The organism is Saxibacter everestensis (assembly GCF_025787225.1).
Taxonomy (GTDB): Bacteria; Actinomycetota; Actinomycetes; order Actinomycetales; family Brevibacteriaceae; genus Saxibacter; species Saxibacter everestensis.
The window spans coordinates 1,381,931-1,396,532 of record NZ_CP090958.1; the positions used below are offsets into that span (position 1 = coordinate 1,381,931).

The 14,602-nt window shown below is 64.4% G+C and carries 15 protein-coding genes and 1 tRNA gene; 8 read left to right on the forward strand and 8 right to left on the reverse strand.

Annotated features, from left to right (window positions below):
• Window positions 1–259: 259 nt before the first annotated feature.
• Together LWF01_RS06695 and LWF01_RS06700 are read right to left on the reverse strand one after the other, a co-directional pair.
• On the reverse strand, window positions 260–406 hold the full coding sequence (locus tag LWF01_RS06695) for a hypothetical protein (protein WP_349640260.1): 147 nt from the start codon (window positions 404–406) through the stop codon (window positions 260–262).
• A gap of 28 nt (window positions 407–434) precedes the next feature.
• Complete coding sequence (locus tag LWF01_RS06700; RefSeq protein ID WP_349640261.1) at window positions 435–1,400, reverse strand: helix-turn-helix transcriptional regulator; 966 nt, start codon at window positions 1,398–1,400, stop codon at window positions 435–437.
• Window positions 1,401–1,483: 83 nt separating this feature from the next.
• Between LWF01_RS06700 and LWF01_RS06705 the strand changes: the two genes are divergently transcribed.
• Both LWF01_RS06705 and LWF01_RS06710 read left to right on the forward strand, forming a co-directional pair.
• The gene (locus LWF01_RS06705; protein WP_349640262.1) at window positions 1,484–2,074 is read left to right on the forward strand and encodes a VOC family protein; all 591 of its coding nucleotides are present in this window, start codon (window positions 1,484–1,486) and stop codon (window positions 2,072–2,074) included.
• A 690-nt stretch (window positions 2,075–2,764) separates the two neighbouring features.
• On the forward strand, window positions 2,765–2,938 hold the full coding sequence (locus tag LWF01_RS06710; RefSeq protein ID WP_349640263.1) for a hypothetical protein: 174 nt from the start codon (window positions 2,765–2,767) through the stop codon (window positions 2,936–2,938).
• A gap of 154 nt (window positions 2,939–3,092) precedes the next feature.
• On the opposite strand, the gene LWF01_RS06715 is transcribed toward LWF01_RS06710, so the two are convergent.
• Window positions 3,093–3,740: a transcriptional regulator gene (locus LWF01_RS06715; RefSeq protein WP_349640264.1), complete on the reverse strand. Its 648-nt coding sequence runs from the start codon at window positions 3,738–3,740 to the stop codon at window positions 3,093–3,095.
• Window positions 3,737–4,132, reverse strand: coding sequence for a DNA-binding protein (locus LWF01_RS06720; RefSeq protein WP_349640265.1), 396 nt, complete (start codon window positions 4,130–4,132; stop codon window positions 3,737–3,739). The genes LWF01_RS06715 and LWF01_RS06720 overlap by 4 nt, the downstream gene beginning before the upstream one ends.
• A gap of 58 nt (window positions 4,133–4,190) precedes the next feature.
• On the opposite strand from LWF01_RS06720, the gene LWF01_RS06725 reads away from it, so the two are divergent.
• The gene (locus LWF01_RS06725) at window positions 4,191–5,372 is read left to right on the forward strand and encodes a PEP/pyruvate-binding domain-containing protein (protein WP_349640266.1); all 1,182 of its coding nucleotides are present in this window, start codon (window positions 4,191–4,193) and stop codon (window positions 5,370–5,372) included.
• Here LWF01_RS06725 and LWF01_RS06730 read toward each other — a convergent pair.
• Complete coding sequence (locus LWF01_RS06730; RefSeq protein WP_349640267.1) at window positions 5,358–6,746, reverse strand: serine hydrolase domain-containing protein; 1,389 nt, start codon at window positions 6,744–6,746, stop codon at window positions 5,358–5,360. The two genes, LWF01_RS06725 and LWF01_RS06730, sit on opposite strands and share 15 nt — an antisense overlap.
• Window positions 6,747–7,003: 257 nt before the next feature.
• Here LWF01_RS06730 and LWF01_RS06735 point away from each other — a divergent pair, with 257 nt between their 5' ends.
• Entirely contained in the window at window positions 7,004–8,152 is a 1,149-nt protein-coding gene (locus LWF01_RS06735) for a sensor histidine kinase (RefSeq protein ID WP_349640268.1), read from the forward strand.
• Window positions 8,149–8,829 (forward strand): response regulator, encoded by a 681-nt coding sequence (locus LWF01_RS06740; protein ID WP_349640269.1) that lies wholly within the window; start codon window positions 8,149–8,151, stop codon window positions 8,827–8,829. The genes LWF01_RS06735 and LWF01_RS06740 overlap by 4 nt, the downstream gene beginning before the upstream one ends.
• Before the next feature lie 160 nt (window positions 8,830–8,989).
• Here LWF01_RS06740 and LWF01_RS06745 read toward each other — a convergent pair.
• Window positions 8,990–9,063 (reverse strand) — tRNA-Val (locus tag LWF01_RS06745).
• 89 nt (window positions 9,064–9,152) lie between these two features.
• Window positions 9,153–10,667 (reverse strand): fatty acyl-CoA synthetase, encoded by a 1,515-nt coding sequence (locus tag LWF01_RS06750; RefSeq protein ID WP_349640270.1) that lies wholly within the window; start codon window positions 10,665–10,667, stop codon window positions 9,153–9,155.
• Between the two features lie 17 nt (window positions 10,668–10,684).
• Here LWF01_RS06750 and LWF01_RS06755 point away from each other — a divergent pair, with 17 nt between their 5' ends.
• Together LWF01_RS06755 and LWF01_RS06760 are read left to right on the forward strand one after the other, a co-directional pair.
• The gene (locus LWF01_RS06755; RefSeq protein WP_349640271.1) at window positions 10,685–11,572 is read left to right on the forward strand and encodes a Nif3-like dinuclear metal center hexameric protein; all 888 of its coding nucleotides are present in this window, start codon (window positions 10,685–10,687) and stop codon (window positions 11,570–11,572) included.
• Window positions 11,548–12,315: a zinc ribbon domain-containing protein gene (locus tag LWF01_RS06760; RefSeq protein ID WP_349640272.1), complete on the forward strand. Its 768-nt coding sequence runs from the start codon at window positions 11,548–11,550 to the stop codon at window positions 12,313–12,315. The genes LWF01_RS06755 and LWF01_RS06760 overlap by 25 nt, the downstream gene beginning before the upstream one ends.
• Window positions 12,316–12,321: 6 nt before the next feature.
• Here LWF01_RS06760 and LWF01_RS06765 read toward each other — a convergent pair whose 3' ends face one another.
• Window positions 12,322–13,083: a YaaA family protein gene (locus LWF01_RS06765; protein ID WP_349640273.1), complete on the reverse strand. Its 762-nt coding sequence runs from the start codon at window positions 13,081–13,083 to the stop codon at window positions 12,322–12,324.
• 57 nt (window positions 13,084–13,140) lie between these two features.
• Here LWF01_RS06765 and LWF01_RS06770 point away from each other — a divergent pair, with 57 nt between their 5' ends.
• Complete coding sequence (locus LWF01_RS06770) at window positions 13,141–14,592, forward strand: RNB domain-containing ribonuclease (RefSeq protein ID WP_349640274.1); 1,452 nt, start codon at window positions 13,141–13,143, stop codon at window positions 14,590–14,592.
• Window positions 14,593–14,602 lie beyond the last annotated feature (10 nt).

Consider the following 14,602-nt stretch of genomic DNA (forward strand, 5'->3'; position numbering starts at 1 on the left):
GTCCGGCGCCGACGCAGATTCGCGCCTCTAGAGTGCCGCCACGCCACCGGCATTGTCAGATCGTCTGTTCCCGTAAGGAACTTCTGGTGGACCTCCGTGGGTGCTTCTCAAACCCCCGGAAGCCGCTCGGGACGCTGATTTCACGTGTTCTCAAGGGTTCGCATCAGGGCGCGAAACAGATCGTGGCTGGCGAGGACCTCTCACCAGGCTGGCGTCGACTGGCGCCCGGCTGCATGGCCGGCGATGGGTAGATCCGCGCCTAGCAGGACAGGTGCATGCTCGGCGGATCAGTGGCGTGCAGGCAGACCACCGCACGGGCAGCGTCCTCCGGCGACAGCACCCTGGCCGACCGGGCAAGAGCGTGCCTGACACCCAGCCGAGCACGGCGCTCTTGATCTGTGACCATCCTCATCATTGAGCATCAGCCTTGCGCCTCAGGATGTTCTGCTCTCCGTGCCGGCGATGAGTCGTTGACCCCAGCTATGGATGTAGTCGATGGCCTCCGGCGGGCCGTGGACCACCAGGGGAGCTCCGATGGCTCCGAGGCAGAAGGTTGCCCAGTCGAGAGAGTCGGCCGGAATGTAGACCCCGCATGACCCGTCATCGATGGGTTCCACCGTCCCGTACTGCGCGACCTCCCGCTTGACCCGTTCGGCTGGCGCCTGGACTGTGGCGCGGATCGGGTAACGCGCAGGCAGTGATCTGATCTGCTCATGCACGTACTCGACGGGGTCGGAGTCGGGAAGCTGGCGTGGGGTGAACCTCTTGCCGCTCCGAATCGGGTTGTCGATCCGGTCGATGCGGAAAGTGCGCCAGTCTGCTCGGTCCAGATCCCACGCAATGAGGTAGAGGCGGTGGTCCACGCTGGTCGTTCGGTGCGGGTGGACAACTCGCTCGGAAACCAGGCCATCTCGCGCCCGGTAGGCGAACCTGAGTGCCTCGTTGTCGCGGCAGGCGAGCGCGACGGTTGTCAACGCCGCGACATCGGCGACTCCTGCCTGCTGACGCTCGGCCCGGGGCATGGCGACGGTCCGCAGACTGTCGATGCGGCGGCGGATGCGCATCGGAAGCACCTGGACGATCTTGGCCATCGCGCTGACCGCAGCGTCTGCCGAAGTGGGGTAGACGCCGGAGGCGACTTCTTTGAGCCCGAGGACGACAGCGGCGGCTTCGGCCTCACTGAGCACCAGCGGCGGCAGCACTGCGCCGGGGACGAGCTGGTAGCCCCCGCCGACGCCACGGGCAGTGTGCACGGGGTAGCCGTGGTCGCGTAGTTGTTCGACAGCGCGGCGCAGAGTGCGCGGGCTGACCTCCAGGCGGTGGGCGAGGTCCTCGCCCGCCCAGTAGCGGTGGTTCTGCAGCAGCGCGAGCAGCTCCAGGAGCCGGACGGAGGTGGACATGCCAAACAGTCTATTTCAATTAGTGGCCATATAACGACCGCAATACCCGAGAGGGTTGAGCTACCAACGAAAGGAGGGACACCATGTCCACTCGAATCCCTGCTGCTCCCACCGGATCTGCCACCGTCGACCCCTTCATCTGGACCGACGATGCGGCGGCCCTCATCGACTTCCTCGTCGCCGTCTTCGGCGCCGTCGAGGTGCCGGAGGCGCGCACCGCCGACAGCGACGGCCTCGTCCTGCACTCCGAACTGCTCATCGGAGACTCCACGCTCACGATCGCCGATCGCAAACCCGGCTGGCCATACACCCCGGCATTCGTCCGGGTCTACGTCGACGACCCCGAGGCCGTCCTGAGCCGCGCCGAAGAGCGGGGCGGGCGGATCGTTACCACGCCCACCGACTTCTTCGGCGACGTGCTCTCCCGCTTCGCCGACCCCTTCGGGCACCTGTGGTGGGTCTACAAGCACAATCCCGGTGCGGCCGTCTGGGACGAACCCACCGGCCAGTCCGCGGACGAGGGATCCGACGAGGGTACGGACTGGGCCCCGGGGGAGGACGCCTCCGCCGACTCCGGCCAGTCCTGGGAATCCGTCACCTCGCCCGAACTGGAGTACATCCACTCCAGCCTCATTGAGGCGATGACCCGCCTGCGCGACCCCCGCGCCGAATGATCCCCGGGCGAGCCCACGGCTCGGACCTATTCTGCCCACGGCTCGGACCTATTCTGTCGTCATGGCTCGACGACGACACCATCCACGGCAAGCCCGGCCTGCCGTTCAACATGTTCCTCAACCCGGAAGTCCAAGACCTCGCCGTCCGCCAACACGGGCGGACGGCGGAATCTGGAACTCAAACCGGTGATGTCGTTGGTTTGAACAACGACCTCTTGGTGGATTCGACTGGACTCAAACCGAACTCCTGGCAGCGGCCTGAACGGCTTGGTTGCGCATGGCATCAGACGAGACAGGTCGCCGAGGGGGAGTAAACGTCGAGGGGAGTAAACGTCGAGGGGAGTAAACGTCGAGGGGAGTAAACGGCGAGAGTGTCCTGTCGATCACCAGACGGTTTCGACTTGCGCCGCGTGACGCTGTGGGAGAAGGCGGAGCAAGGGATGAGCTGAACCTGACATCGATCGACCGTTGGGAGGAGCATCCGCGTCATCGGTCGCGCAGAATACACCGGCCGCATCGTCACCGTCATCGTTCTCGACCACGATGGCGTCCGCTACGGAGTGAACGGATGGTCCGCGAACTCCACTGACCAAGGCCGCTACACCACAGGAGGCGATGCACCATGACCGACAACATCGGCAATCTCGCCGATCTTCTTCGCGCCGAGTCCGAAGCAGCCGAAACCAACCCTTGACTGAATCAGAGATTTCCGCGCTCGAAGCCGCCGCCGAACGCGCAGGCATTCCCGCTTCCACGCTAGCGCGGACCTGGATCTCCGAACGCCTCGCCGCCAGTGACACCACCGACGTGCACGCCATCGCCGACGCTCTAGCAACGTTCTCCCGGCGCCTCGCCGCCCTCTGAGGAGGGAGGATGGCTGTTATGAAGGCTGTGACCCTCGGGATCCAGCCACTGATCACTCCTGGGCGATCATCACGATCTCACCGGCTCGGATGGGGCATCGCACAGAGGTAGTTGATGACGACGGTGTGGATACCTATCCGCCTCCCGCGGCCTATCAGGAACCAGCGGTGCTCTCGGCGCCGCGGTCGATACCAAGGGTGGCGATGAGGTCTTCGTGGAATTGGAACCAGACGCGGTGGCAGGAGTCGATGTCCGTCTTGTCGATCCAGTGGTGCTGTCCGCTCTGCGCTCGCTGGCGGGCCGTCTCGAAGCGGACGTCATATCCGCCGAATCTCGCCAGCACGTCGGAGAGGCGACCGATCAGAGGTGAGAGCGCGTCGCTGAGCGCGGCGAGATCCACCAGGATGCGTTGATCCCAGGCGGTGTCGGCATGGTCGTTGGGTGCGAACTGATCTTCGTCGGTGGGTTTGATCTGCCAGTCGGTGCATGCGCGCAGAAGCCGGGAGTTGAGCGGCAGAAACTCGCGGTGGACCTCTTCGATCCTGTTTTCGGGGTCTGTGCTGGCGCGTTCGCGTGCGAGCTGGCGTTCGTTCTCGGCTCGTCCCTCCTCGGTGAGCGACCAGCCCTCTAGATCGGCAAACGCGCTGTGTTGCGTCCAGCCCTGACGTTCAGCCTCGCGAAGCACGCTCACGGCCTCGTCGCGAGAGGTCTCGGCACGTTCGGCGATCAAGGTGCTGTTCCCGAAGCCGAGCAGCCGCGTGGCGTGGAGTATCCGCAGGTCAGGCGGAGATTGCCGGGTCATGAACTCTCACTCTGTCGTGCGTTCAGCCGGGTGTAGTACTGCTGGCAGGCCTGGGGCGAACGAAACCCGGTCGCCTCAGCGATCTGCGCCCAGGTGAGCCCGGCGTTTCGTGCCGTGAACAGCAGGCCGATCTCCACGCCCTCGACCTCGGTACGCGCGGCGGGCAGCAGCGCGAGCGCGGTGAGCAGATCGTCTGGGTCGAGGTCCGCGGATCGCCAGAGTGCGAACTGAGTCAGATCGACGGCAGTGGGTGGTGCAGGGGCTGGCCTCCACGGCCGACGCTCCATCTCGTCGGCGCCGAGTTCCAGAAGTCGGCCTTGCGCCTCGCGTTCGCGCTGCATCTGCATGTGATCTACGCCGCTGGTCTGCGATAGCTCGTGCTTGCCTTCCATACAGTTCATCCTGCACAATCAACGTAATGTTGTCAACATAACGTTGATGGATGGGGTAATGGTAACGACACTTCTGGATGCGATTCCTGAGACCTGTGGCGGCAAGGCGGCGACGCTTGGCGCGCTGCTGCGGGAGGGATTGCCGGTGCCCGAGGGATTCGTGGTGCCGATCGCCGCGCATCACGCCGCCGGTAGAGAACCTCACCGGCGGTTGCCAGCTGCGCTCAGGCGAGAGGTGGCAGGAGCGCTTGCACGGATGGGGGATCCTCCGATGGCAGTGCGCTCCTCAGCCGCGAATGAGGACAGTGCAGACGCTTCGGCGGCGGGTCAGTATGAGAGCATCCTCGCCGTCCAGGGCGTGGAGGCCGTGGCTGACGCGATCCGCGACTGTTGGGCGTCGGCGTCCTCGGCCCGAGTTGCGAACTACTGGAACCGAACTGGAGGCGACGGGACGCGAGCGGAACCGGCGAAGATGGCGGTGCTCGTTCAGCGCCTTGTCGATGCCGATATCTCGGGCGTCATGTTCACTCCCGCGCGACCCGGCGATCACACCCGGATCGAAGCGAGCTGGGGTCTCGGCCTCGGCGTGGTAGGCGGAACCGTCACCCCGGATACCTTCGAGATTGCACCGAACGGAACTGTGCGGCGCACCATCGGTCGAAAGACGACACGTTTGGATCGGGGCGAAGGCCTCACGGGCGTGATCCGGCACGATGTTCCCGAGCATCAGCAGACTTTGTCGGCGCTGGACGACGCCACCGCAGTACGGCTCGCTGTGCTCGGAAACCGCGTGACGGAACTTCTCGGGGGTTCGCAGGACATCGAGTGGGCGATCGCGGACGGAACGATATGGCTGCTCCAATCCAGGCCTGTCACGGCACCGCTCCCGCCGATGCCAAGCCAAGCTTCGATTTCAGACGATGCCTTGCTGAGTGGAATCCCGGGCGCTCATGGTGCGGCGACCGGGAAAGCCCGCATCGTCAGCAGTCCCTCCGATTTCGGGCATGTCGAGATCGGCGACATCATTATCTGTCCGTACACCGATCCAGCATGGACACCCCTGTTCACGATCGCTGCCGGCGTGGTCACCGAGACCGGCGGCGCGCTTTCCCATGCGGCGATCGTCGCCCGCGAATACGGTATCCCTGCCGTCCTCGGCGTCTCGGGCGCCACAACGCGCATACGAGACGGTGCCCGCATCACGCTCAACGGCTCAGCGGGAACGCTAACGCTGCACTGACTGCCCGAGTCGTGCGAGACGAACGATAGTGAGGACACCGATACTGAGCGATGTTGCCAGGATGGCGATCACCGGAACCGGTGCTCCAGCGAACAGGACTGGCCAGGCCGCGGCGCGTCCAAGCAGGAGAGATCCCCAGACGGGGATTGTGAACCCTGCTGTAGCTACAAGTGCCCCAGCCCCGAGTGTGAGGGACGCCCGGACCCTCTTGGCCCGTGACGCCCAGCGCCGACTACGCACCACTCCTCGCGCACACATAGCGAGGACCACGAGCACAATGAGCGTGATAATGAGGTCGCGGCCGGGGCCCGGCACGGAAGGCGCCGCTCCAAGCGTTCCGCCCTCCGAATAGTCATAGAGGGCGGCCGCGACCTTGTACGGGTCGGGGGCTGAACTCGCTTGCAGAACTGCCACGCCGACTCCGTCGGGAAAGAGCCCCTGATAGGCACCGGTTCCGGCTCCCACCCCGGAATGTGAGACTCGTTCGACGCCCCCATCCGCCGGAGGCCCGCTGTACCAACCCAGCGCATAGAGCCCCCCTACCGGTGCTTGACGGTGATGCATCTCTTCCCGCATCCCGGTCGAAAGCACGCCCTCACCGTCAGACAGGGCGCCCTGCTGGAAGCGTAACCAAATCCCCATATCGTGAGCGGTCGATGTCATTCCGCCACTGCCAGCCACCACGGCATCCGGAGCGGTGACTTGAACCGGCACCCCGTAGGCGTACGTGTGCCCGTCCGCACCTCCAACCTGGTCCCTGGTGGGTGCGCTCGTGGTCTCTGTCATTCCCAGCGGGTCGAGGATCTTCCGCTCCAGGTAGGTCTCCAGGTCCATGTCGGAGACTTCTTCGATGAGCCACGCGCAGATCCAGTAGTTGGGATTCGAATAGGCCCAGTCGGTTCCAGGATCAAAGTCCAGGTGACTGCGCGAGAGGAGGGCCACGGCTTCCCGTGGGGAACTCGGCCCGGCGCTGTACTGATTGAAACCAAGGCTCGCATCCGTGAGTCCACTCGACTGGTTCAGCACCTCTCGCACGGTGATCGTTTCAGCGCGAGAATCGTCGATCCGAAGGTCGGGCAGATACTCGACGACCGGGGTGTCGAGGTCGATGTGTTTCTCCTCGACTAGTTGCATGACGGCCGTGGCTGTGAAGGACTTCGAGAGCGATTCGATACGGAAGGGAGTGTGTTCATCGACCGGGCGTCCGCCGATACTGCCGGCTCCTGTTTCAACTTCCACCTCGTCACCCCGAGTGACGACCACCGCGGTTGCCGGAACTCCACCCGCGCTCACCTCTTCCAGCCATGCGTGAACATCCTTCGCCGGCGCCGCCATGGCACGACTGGGCAACGTCAGCAGAAGGAACTGCGCCACGAGAGCGAAGATCAGCCCACAGGCGAGAGGAAGCGGCCGCAAGATTCGGGTGCGTGCATTTGCGAGTCTTGGCCAGCTCCTTGTGCCGGTGTAATGCTCTATTCGGTCTATGGACGTGGGTGAGGTTCTGCTCATGGCGACTACTTTAGGAGCGCGTATCCGCCCTCGGGCAGAGCCGTCCAGCCCCTCTTGTCATGGGTCAGGACCCTCCGAACGGCGGGTGTGCGTGGGCCGTGGATGCTGGGAGACTGGAAGGCATGTCTAATGTTCTGGCCTGGGTCGCCATCCTTCTGCCGGTTCTCGTAGCCGCAGTGCTTACGGGGCGTCTGCTGCTGCTGCAACGACGCGAGGCAGAACTCGGCTGGGAACTGGCCGCACAGAAGGAGTCGAGGGCCGCGGAAACAGAACAGCGCATCCGCTCCGAACACGCCGCCGAACTTGCCCGCACGGTGCACGACGACCTGGGGCACCGTCTGACGCTTGCCTCGATCGAGGCCGCTGCTTTGCGCACCCGGGCCGGTGACGACCTCGCACCCGCTCTTGAGCAGTTGCGTGCTTCGATCGCAGGCTGCGTGGAAGCACTGAACCGATCGGTCACCGGACTCGGCACCAAGGACGAACATGCCGGGCTGGCGGAGAGAATCGACGAGATCGCCGCCGGTATCCGCCGGGCTGGTGCTTCGGTGCAGGTCGAGGTCCAAACCGGTCTGAACGCGATATCGGAATCTGCAGGGCCAACATCATCGGCTCGCGCGAGTGCCGCCGCCGTCGCAGTCGTGCGGGAGGGGTGTACTAATGTGCTACGGCACGCCCCGGGATCTCCGATCCGTGTTCGGGTCCGAAGGGAACAGGACGACGTCGTGGTCGCAGTGGAGAACCTTGGAGCTGACACCGCCGCCGATCCTTCCGTACTCCCGACCGGGAGCGGTCATGGCCTCCAAGGACTAATTGACCAAGTCGAGGAAATCGGGGGCTCGCTAGGGGCAGGACCTCGTGATGACGGGTGGCTCGTTCAGGCCCGCATCCCGTCTCATCCCACGGCCAGGGTTGACGAGGCTCGCCGCGTGGTTTCGATCCGTCGTCGTCGCACGCGGAGGATGCTAGTCGTACTCCCTCTGGTGACTGCGGTAGTCATGGTCGCGCTTCCGGTGGGGGCGGTGCTCGGTCAGGCGGCCCTCTCCCGCATTTCCGCAGAGGACCTTGCAGCTATCAGCATCGGTCAGCAAGAGGGAGACGCCCGTTCTCGGCTACCGGTGATGGACATGCAATCACCGCCACCGCAGGTTGGTGCGGGATCGTGCCACCATTATGAAGCAACCTTCAGTCCTTTTGAGCGCACGGAGGTGTACGAGGTGTGCTTCACCGGCGGCCAGGTCGGTTCGAAGACGATAATCCCAGCGCCATGACGCCCACCGCTGCTGAAAATGCCGTTCCGTCGCCGATCCGGGTCGGGCTCATCGACGATGAACCTCTCATCCGGGCCGGACTGCGCACGATCCTCGAAGCTGACCCGGCAATCCGGGTGGTGCTCGAACATGGAGATGGTCTCGGGGCCGTTTCTGCCGTCCAGGGGGCCGGATGCGACGTGGTCTTGATGGATGTGCGGATGCCGGGGCGCTCCGGGCTGGACGCGATCGATGACTTACGCGCTGCCGGGATCTCGGCGCGTCTCGTTGTTTTGACCACTTTCGCTGACGCAGAGTACCTGCGACGGGCCGTGGAGGCGTCCGTGGACGGGTACGTGACAAAGGCAAGCGCCCCCGATGACCTCATTGCCGCGGTGCGCACCGTGTATGCGGGTGGGGCAGCCCTCTCACCGGTCGTTGCCCGCTGGCTGCTTGAGAATGCGGCCGGGCCGATGACACGACAGGCCGACGCCCGTCAGGCTGTTTCGCAACTCACCGAGCGGCAACAGGAGGTGCTCCTGGGTATCGCACGCGGTGAGGAGAATGCTCAGATTGCCCGAAATATGCATCTCGCCGATGCAACGGTCAAGGGATACGTCAGTGAGATTCTTCAGCGGCTCAACGTGACCCGCCGGGTGCAGGCGGCCGTGCTCGCCCATCAAGCCGGCCTGATGTAAATTCCGGCCCACCCAAGGGTTCTCGTGCTCGGCCCAGAGGGACTCGATCCCCTACTGCTCGCTGGCGCTCGCAGCGGGGGCCCACCCAAGGGGTTCTCATGCTCGGTCAGATATTGGAAAATGGCCCCGACCAAAGAGCGGTCGGAGCCATTTTCCATTGTGGGCCCAGAGGGACTCGAACCCCCGACCCTCTCGGTGTAAACGAGATGCTCTAGCCAACTGAGCTATAGGCCCGTGCGCCGCCCGCGGATCATTCGATCGCCAGTGGCAACGAAGAATGATTCTGCCATAGTTTTTTCGACCGGCACAATTCCGGCCAGCACTTACGCATCTCGCAGTTGCCGTTTAAGGATCTTTCCACTCGCATTGCGGGGGAGCGAGCCGACGATCTCCACTCGTTTCGGCACTTTGAAGCCGGCGAGGCGGTCCTTGACGTGCGATATCACCTGGTCCCCGGTCAGCTCACCTTTCGTCACCACGAAAGCGGTGATCGCCTCGATCCACTTCTCGTCCGGCACACCGACTACGGCTGCCTCGGCAACGCCATCCAGTTCGTAAATCACGTCCTCGACCTGCCGGGATGCGACCATCACGCCACCGGTATTGATCACGTCCTTCACCCGATCCACCACGGTGATGTAACCGGCTTCGTCGCGGCGCACGAGATCCCCGGAATGGAACCAGCCATCTCGGAACGCCTCTGCCGTCTCATCGGGCTTCTCCCAGTAGCCCTCGCACAGCTGGGGTGAGCGGTACAGGATCTCGCCCGCCTCGCCATCCGCCACGTCGTTTCCATCGGCATCGACCACCCGGATCGATACGAAGAACACCGGCCGTCCGGCCGACTCGGGGTGTGCCGCATGGTCCGCAGGGGTAAGCACCGTGCACAGCGGCCCCATTTCGGACTGTCCGAAGCAGTTGTAGAAGCCGAGTTGTGGCAAGCGTTGCTGCAACCGGGACAGAACAGGCCCGGGCATTATCGACGCCCCGTAGAACGCCTTACGCAGGCTGTCGAGGTTCCGGCTACTCAGCTCCTCGTGGTTGGCGATCGCCACCCAGACCGTCGGCGCGGCGAAGAATGAATCGATTCCTTGTTCCTCTATTGTCGCCAAGACCGTCGCGGGATCCGGGCCGGTCAGAATCCGGGATGTCGCTCCCACCGCCAGGTATGGCATCAGGAACACATGCATCTGAGCTGAGTGATAGAGCGGCAGGGCATGCAGCGGAGAGTCGTCGGTGTCAAGGTTGAGGCTGATGACCGATGACACGTACTGATGGATCAGCGCCCGGTGCGTCATCACGGCACCCTTCGGTGCCGCGGTCGTACCGGAGGTATAGAGCAACTGCGCGACATCGCCGTCGGAGACATTGAACAGGCTGTTGTCGATCGGCTCGTCCGACCGGCCGTTCTCGGCCCAGTCCAACACGCTGTCTTCCTGGCCACTCAGACTGAAAAGGCGGAGCGATTCCGGGCCGGCGACGGACTCGACATTGCCGCGGAGCTCGTCGTCGACCAGGACCGCGGCCGCGCCGGACTGCTGAATAAGATAGCGCAGCTCATCTCCGCTGAGCTGGAAGTTCACTGGAACGTGGATCACGCCCGCCCGGGCGCACGCCAGAAAGCCGATCAGGTAGGCGTCGGAGTTCTTTCCGTACGCGGCGACGCGATCGCCCGGCGCGATCCCGGCTTCGAGCAGCCGGACCGCCACCGCGGAAACCGCACGGTCGAGTTCGAGGAACGTCCAGGAGCGATCATCGAAGTGAATCGCGGTCTTGCCGGGGTGTCGTTCGCTGCTGCGCTGCAAAAGATCACCGATGACGCTTCCTCGCATATCCATGCCCTTAACGTAGAGGGATGCTAGCGAAAAATACAGACCAGGGGCCGACACTCGCGCAGGTGCTCGCAGTTGCGGAACGGCTCTGGCCTTACGACACAGCCGAAAGCTGGGATGTCGTCGGCCTTGCGGTCGGCGATCCCAGCCGGGAAATCCGGACCATTCTGTTCGCCGTCGACCCGGTCGATGCGACTATCGCCGAGGCGGAAGCGGTCGGCGCTGACCTGCTCTTCACTCACCATCCGCTGTTGCTGCGCGGGGTGACATCGGTGGCCGCCAACACCACCAAGGGTGGCGCCATCGACAGACTGATCCGCGGAAACATTGCCCTGTTCAATGCCCACACCAACGCGGATGGCGCTATCGGCGGGGTCTCCGAGGTACTGATCGAAGCGCTTGGGATTACCAGGTCGCGACCGCTTGACGACCCTGACTCGATCGAACCTGTGTTTGGCATCGGCCGGGTCGGCAACCTCCCGACGTCGGTCTCGCTGCGCGAATTTGCCGAGACTGTGGCTGCTGCAATGCCAGCCACCAAGGGCGGCGTCCGGGTATCCGGCGACCTCGACGCCGACGTCCGGCGGGTAGCGGTCTGTGGTGGGGCGGGTGACGGCTACTTCGACCAGGTCCGGGCGGCCGGCGCCGACGTGTACGTCACGGCGGATCTGCGCCATCATCCTGCCTCGGAAGCGCGTGAGCAGGCGGCACGGCCGGCATTGGAATCCGCCGGACGTGGCGCTGCGGGAACGCCGCATCTGATCGACGTCTCGCATTGGGCTAGTGAGTCGCTGTGGCTGCACGCGGCGGCGGCCGAAATCCGTAGTGCGCTCGCCCAGCAAGGTACTACTGTGGAGACAATCGTGAGTTCCGTGGTGACCGATCCATGGACGCTTCGCCTGCCGACTTAGAAAGTGAGATCGTCGTGGCAAAAGCCTCCGCCGCTGATCAACATGCCCTGCTGAACGTCCAAAGCCTGGATTCGAAACTCCTTCAGCTGGCACACAAGGCGAAGTCGCTGCCGGAAATTGCCGATCTGGCGAAGCTCGCCGAACGCCGTGCAGAGTTCAACGAGCGACTTTCGGCCTCGGAGCGCGAGCTTGAGGCCGCTGCTTCGGCGCTTCAATCGTCCGAACAGGAAGTGGCGGCGGTGCAGAGCCGGATCGACAGGAACCAGTCCCGGCTGGACACCGGCACCGGAAGTTCGAAGGACCTGACAGCGCTGCAGACGGACGTGGCGCACCTCAGCGAGCGGCGCGGTGACCTCGAGCTGATCGAGCTGGAGCACATGGAGGCGGTCGAGGCGGTCAGCGAAACTGTCGACGCGCTGACGCAGGAACGTTCTGGCATCGATGCCGAATCGGCCGAATTAGAAACCGCCCGGGACAAGGCGCTGTCCGAGATCGAGAGCGAACGTGCCGATGTCGAAACTGAGCGTGCGTCCGCGGTCGCCGGCATCGATCCCGATCTGGTGCGGCTCTACGAGAAGCTCCGGTCAACCCTTGACGGGGTTGGTGCGGCCGCGCTGCGCCGAAACGCCTGTGAAGGTTGCGGTCAGCAGTTCAGCCCGACCCAGCTGAATGAGATCGAGGACCGGGCGGATGACGATATCGTGCGGTGCGAGGAGTGCGACCGGATCCTGGTCAGGCTGTAGACATCGCTATTTCAGCACGATATCGAGCTGACAAGGTGTGCCGCCGCGGACAGGGACGAGTTCCGCCGTCCACTTTTCATTCGCCGCCGCGAGCAGCTGGGCCGGCGTCCGGGGTGGCCGGCCATCGCGCTCCAGCAGGTGCCGGGTGAGTTCGCCCCGGGTTTCCTTGGCCATATGCGAAATGACGCTGCGGCTGCCGGCAGCTTCGCGGAAGACCCGGACCGCCACGGTCCGATCCGTCGGTGGCTTCCAGGCAGCGGAATAGGTCGATGAGCGACAGTCAACCACAAGCTGGCCGTCCGACGCCTGGTCGAGCAGCGGGGTCAGCCGCGGCTTCCACCAGCTGGCCAGCTTGCCGGTCCCTGGCAGCGCGGCGGCCATCGAGAGCCGGTATGCCGGGATCCTGTCCCGCAGTCCGACGGCGCCCCAGAGTCCGGAAAACACCAGCACTGATTCCCTGGCGCGTTTCCGGCCGCGAGCAGAAAGGCTGGCAGCGCCGAGAGCGTTGAAGAGCACGCCGGTGTAGATTCTGGCGGCGGTCGCTGCTGGTTCCGACTCCAGACCGGTGTTTCGCCGGACATCGTCGAGCAGTGAACTACCGACCCCGAGGATCTCCAGAGCGTCATCCGCGGCCGAGACCTCGGCAAGCCGTTTCATCAGCTCGGCGCGATCGGTGGCCAGCGAGGGAAAGGTGAGGGACTCGAGGGTGACGGGCCGTCCCGACGCGACCGGGGTCTTGCCCTCAGAGGGCGGCAGCAATATCAGCACGGCTAAACCCTAGCCAAGCCGTGCCATCAGACGCACATCTGACCTAATGTTGGATTCGTGATCCTACACAAGGTCGTCCTGCCAGGCGCGACGCCGGAACGATTTGCCGGCGCCTACACGAAAATCCGCAAGGACGCGGATCTGCCGGATTCATTTCCCCCCGACGTTCTCAGCGAAGCCGAGCAAGTTGCGGCAGAGGATTTTTCTGCCGACAGGCAGGACCTCACCCAGATCCCGTTCGTAACCATCGACCCACCCGGTTCCACGGACCTTGACCAGGCGATGTATCTGGAACGCCGCGGCTCTGGGTTCCGGGTGCACTACGCGATCGCTGATTTGCCCTTCTTCATCGAGCCCGGCGGCCTGGTGGACCTCGAGGCGCGGCGCCGCGGCCAGACCATTTACCTTCCCGATGGGCGCGTGCCGCTGCATCCGCAGGTGATCAGCGAGAACGCCGCCTCGCTGCTCGCCGGAGAACTACGGCCCGCGTTGGTGTGGATCATCGATCTCGATGAGGCCGGGCACGCGACTGGAACTGACCTCGTATCCGCACAGATTCGCTCGGTAGCCCAGTTGGACTATGAGTCCGTGCAGGCTGACGCGGATGCCGGCACCTTGCACGAATCGATCGACAGCCTGCTCGAGATCGGCGTCCTGCGCCGGGCGCAGGAGGAAGAACGAGGTGGAGCCGACCTCCGCATCCCGGATCAGGAAGTCAGCGCCGCCGATGGCGGATTCGAGCTGCAGTTCCGGCCTCGGCTTCCGGTTGAGGACGCCAACGCTCAGATTTCATTGCTGGCCGGGATGTGCGCCGCCCAGATCATGCTCGACGGGAAGGTGGGCCTCTTGCGCACCCTTCCCGGCCCGGACCAAAGCGCCGTCGACGACTTCTTCACGGCGGCCAGGAGCCTCGGCGTGCCGGCGAACGGAAGCTATCAGAACCTGCTGCGCAGCCTGGATGAAAGCAACCCTGCGCACCTCGCCCTGCTGTACCGCTCGCCGGGCCTGTTCCGAGGCGCCGGCTATACCGCGTTCAACGGATCCGTACCGGAAGAGAACATGCAGGCTGCGGTCGGCGCGCCCTACGCGCACGTCACCGCGCCCATTCGTCGGCTCGTCGACCGGTTCGGGCTGGCGATTTGCCACGGGTTGCTTTCCGGCCAGGGAGCTCCGCAATGGGCGCTGGAGGCATTGGACAGCCTGCCGGGTCTGATGGAGGAGTCAGACCGGAAGACAGGATTGGTTGAGCGGAGCGTCATCGCCGTGACTGAGGCACTCGTGCTTGAGGAAAGGGTCGGTGAGACTTTCGATGCCGTCGTGGTCGGACGTGACGTCAAGCGGGAGAAGAACCCCTTGCAGATTCAACTGACCTCGCCCGCCGTCCTTTCGCGGGCGGACGGCACCGAGGAACCGGGTGAGAACGTGAAGGCGCGACTCGAAGACGTCGATGTTTCGGCGCCGTCGCTGAGGTTCACCGTGAGCGGCTCGGCGGCTGGGGTCGACAGCTAGTACTATTGCT

Coding starts and splice junctions, on each gene's coding strand:
- LWF01_RS06720 (WP_349640265.1), bottom strand. CDS start 4,132: ATGGAAGGCAAGCACGAGCTATCGCAGACCAGCGGCGTAGATCACATG.
- LWF01_RS06725 (WP_349640266.1), top strand. CDS start 4,191: ATGGTAACGACACTTCTGGATGCGATTCCTGAGACCTGTGGCGGCAAG.
- LWF01_RS06740 (WP_349640269.1), top strand. CDS start 8,149: ATGACGCCCACCGCTGCTGAAAATGCCGTTCCGTCGCCGATCCGGGTC.
- LWF01_RS06705 (WP_349640262.1), top strand. CDS start 1,484: ATGTCCACTCGAATCCCTGCTGCTCCCACCGGATCTGCCACCGTCGAC.
- LWF01_RS06760 (WP_349640272.1), top strand. CDS start 11,548: ATGGACGCTTCGCCTGCCGACTTAGAAAGTGAGATCGTCGTGGCAAAA.
- LWF01_RS06755 (WP_349640271.1), top strand. CDS start 10,685: ATGCTAGCGAAAAATACAGACCAGGGGCCGACACTCGCGCAGGTGCTC.
- LWF01_RS06700 (WP_349640261.1), bottom strand. CDS start 1,400: ATGTCCACCTCCGTCCGGCTCCTGGAGCTGCTCGCGCTGCTGCAGAAC.
- LWF01_RS06715 (WP_349640264.1), bottom strand. CDS start 3,740: ATGACCCGGCAATCTCCGCCTGACCTGCGGATACTCCACGCCACGCGG.
- LWF01_RS06695 (WP_349640260.1), bottom strand. CDS start 406: ATGGTCACAGATCAAGAGCGCCGTGCTCGGCTGGGTGTCAGGCACGCT.
- LWF01_RS06735 (WP_349640268.1), top strand. CDS start 7,004: ATGTCTAATGTTCTGGCCTGGGTCGCCATCCTTCTGCCGGTTCTCGTA.
- LWF01_RS06750 (WP_349640270.1), bottom strand. CDS start 10,667: ATGGATATGCGAGGAAGCGTCATCGGTGATCTTTTGCAGCGCAGCAGC.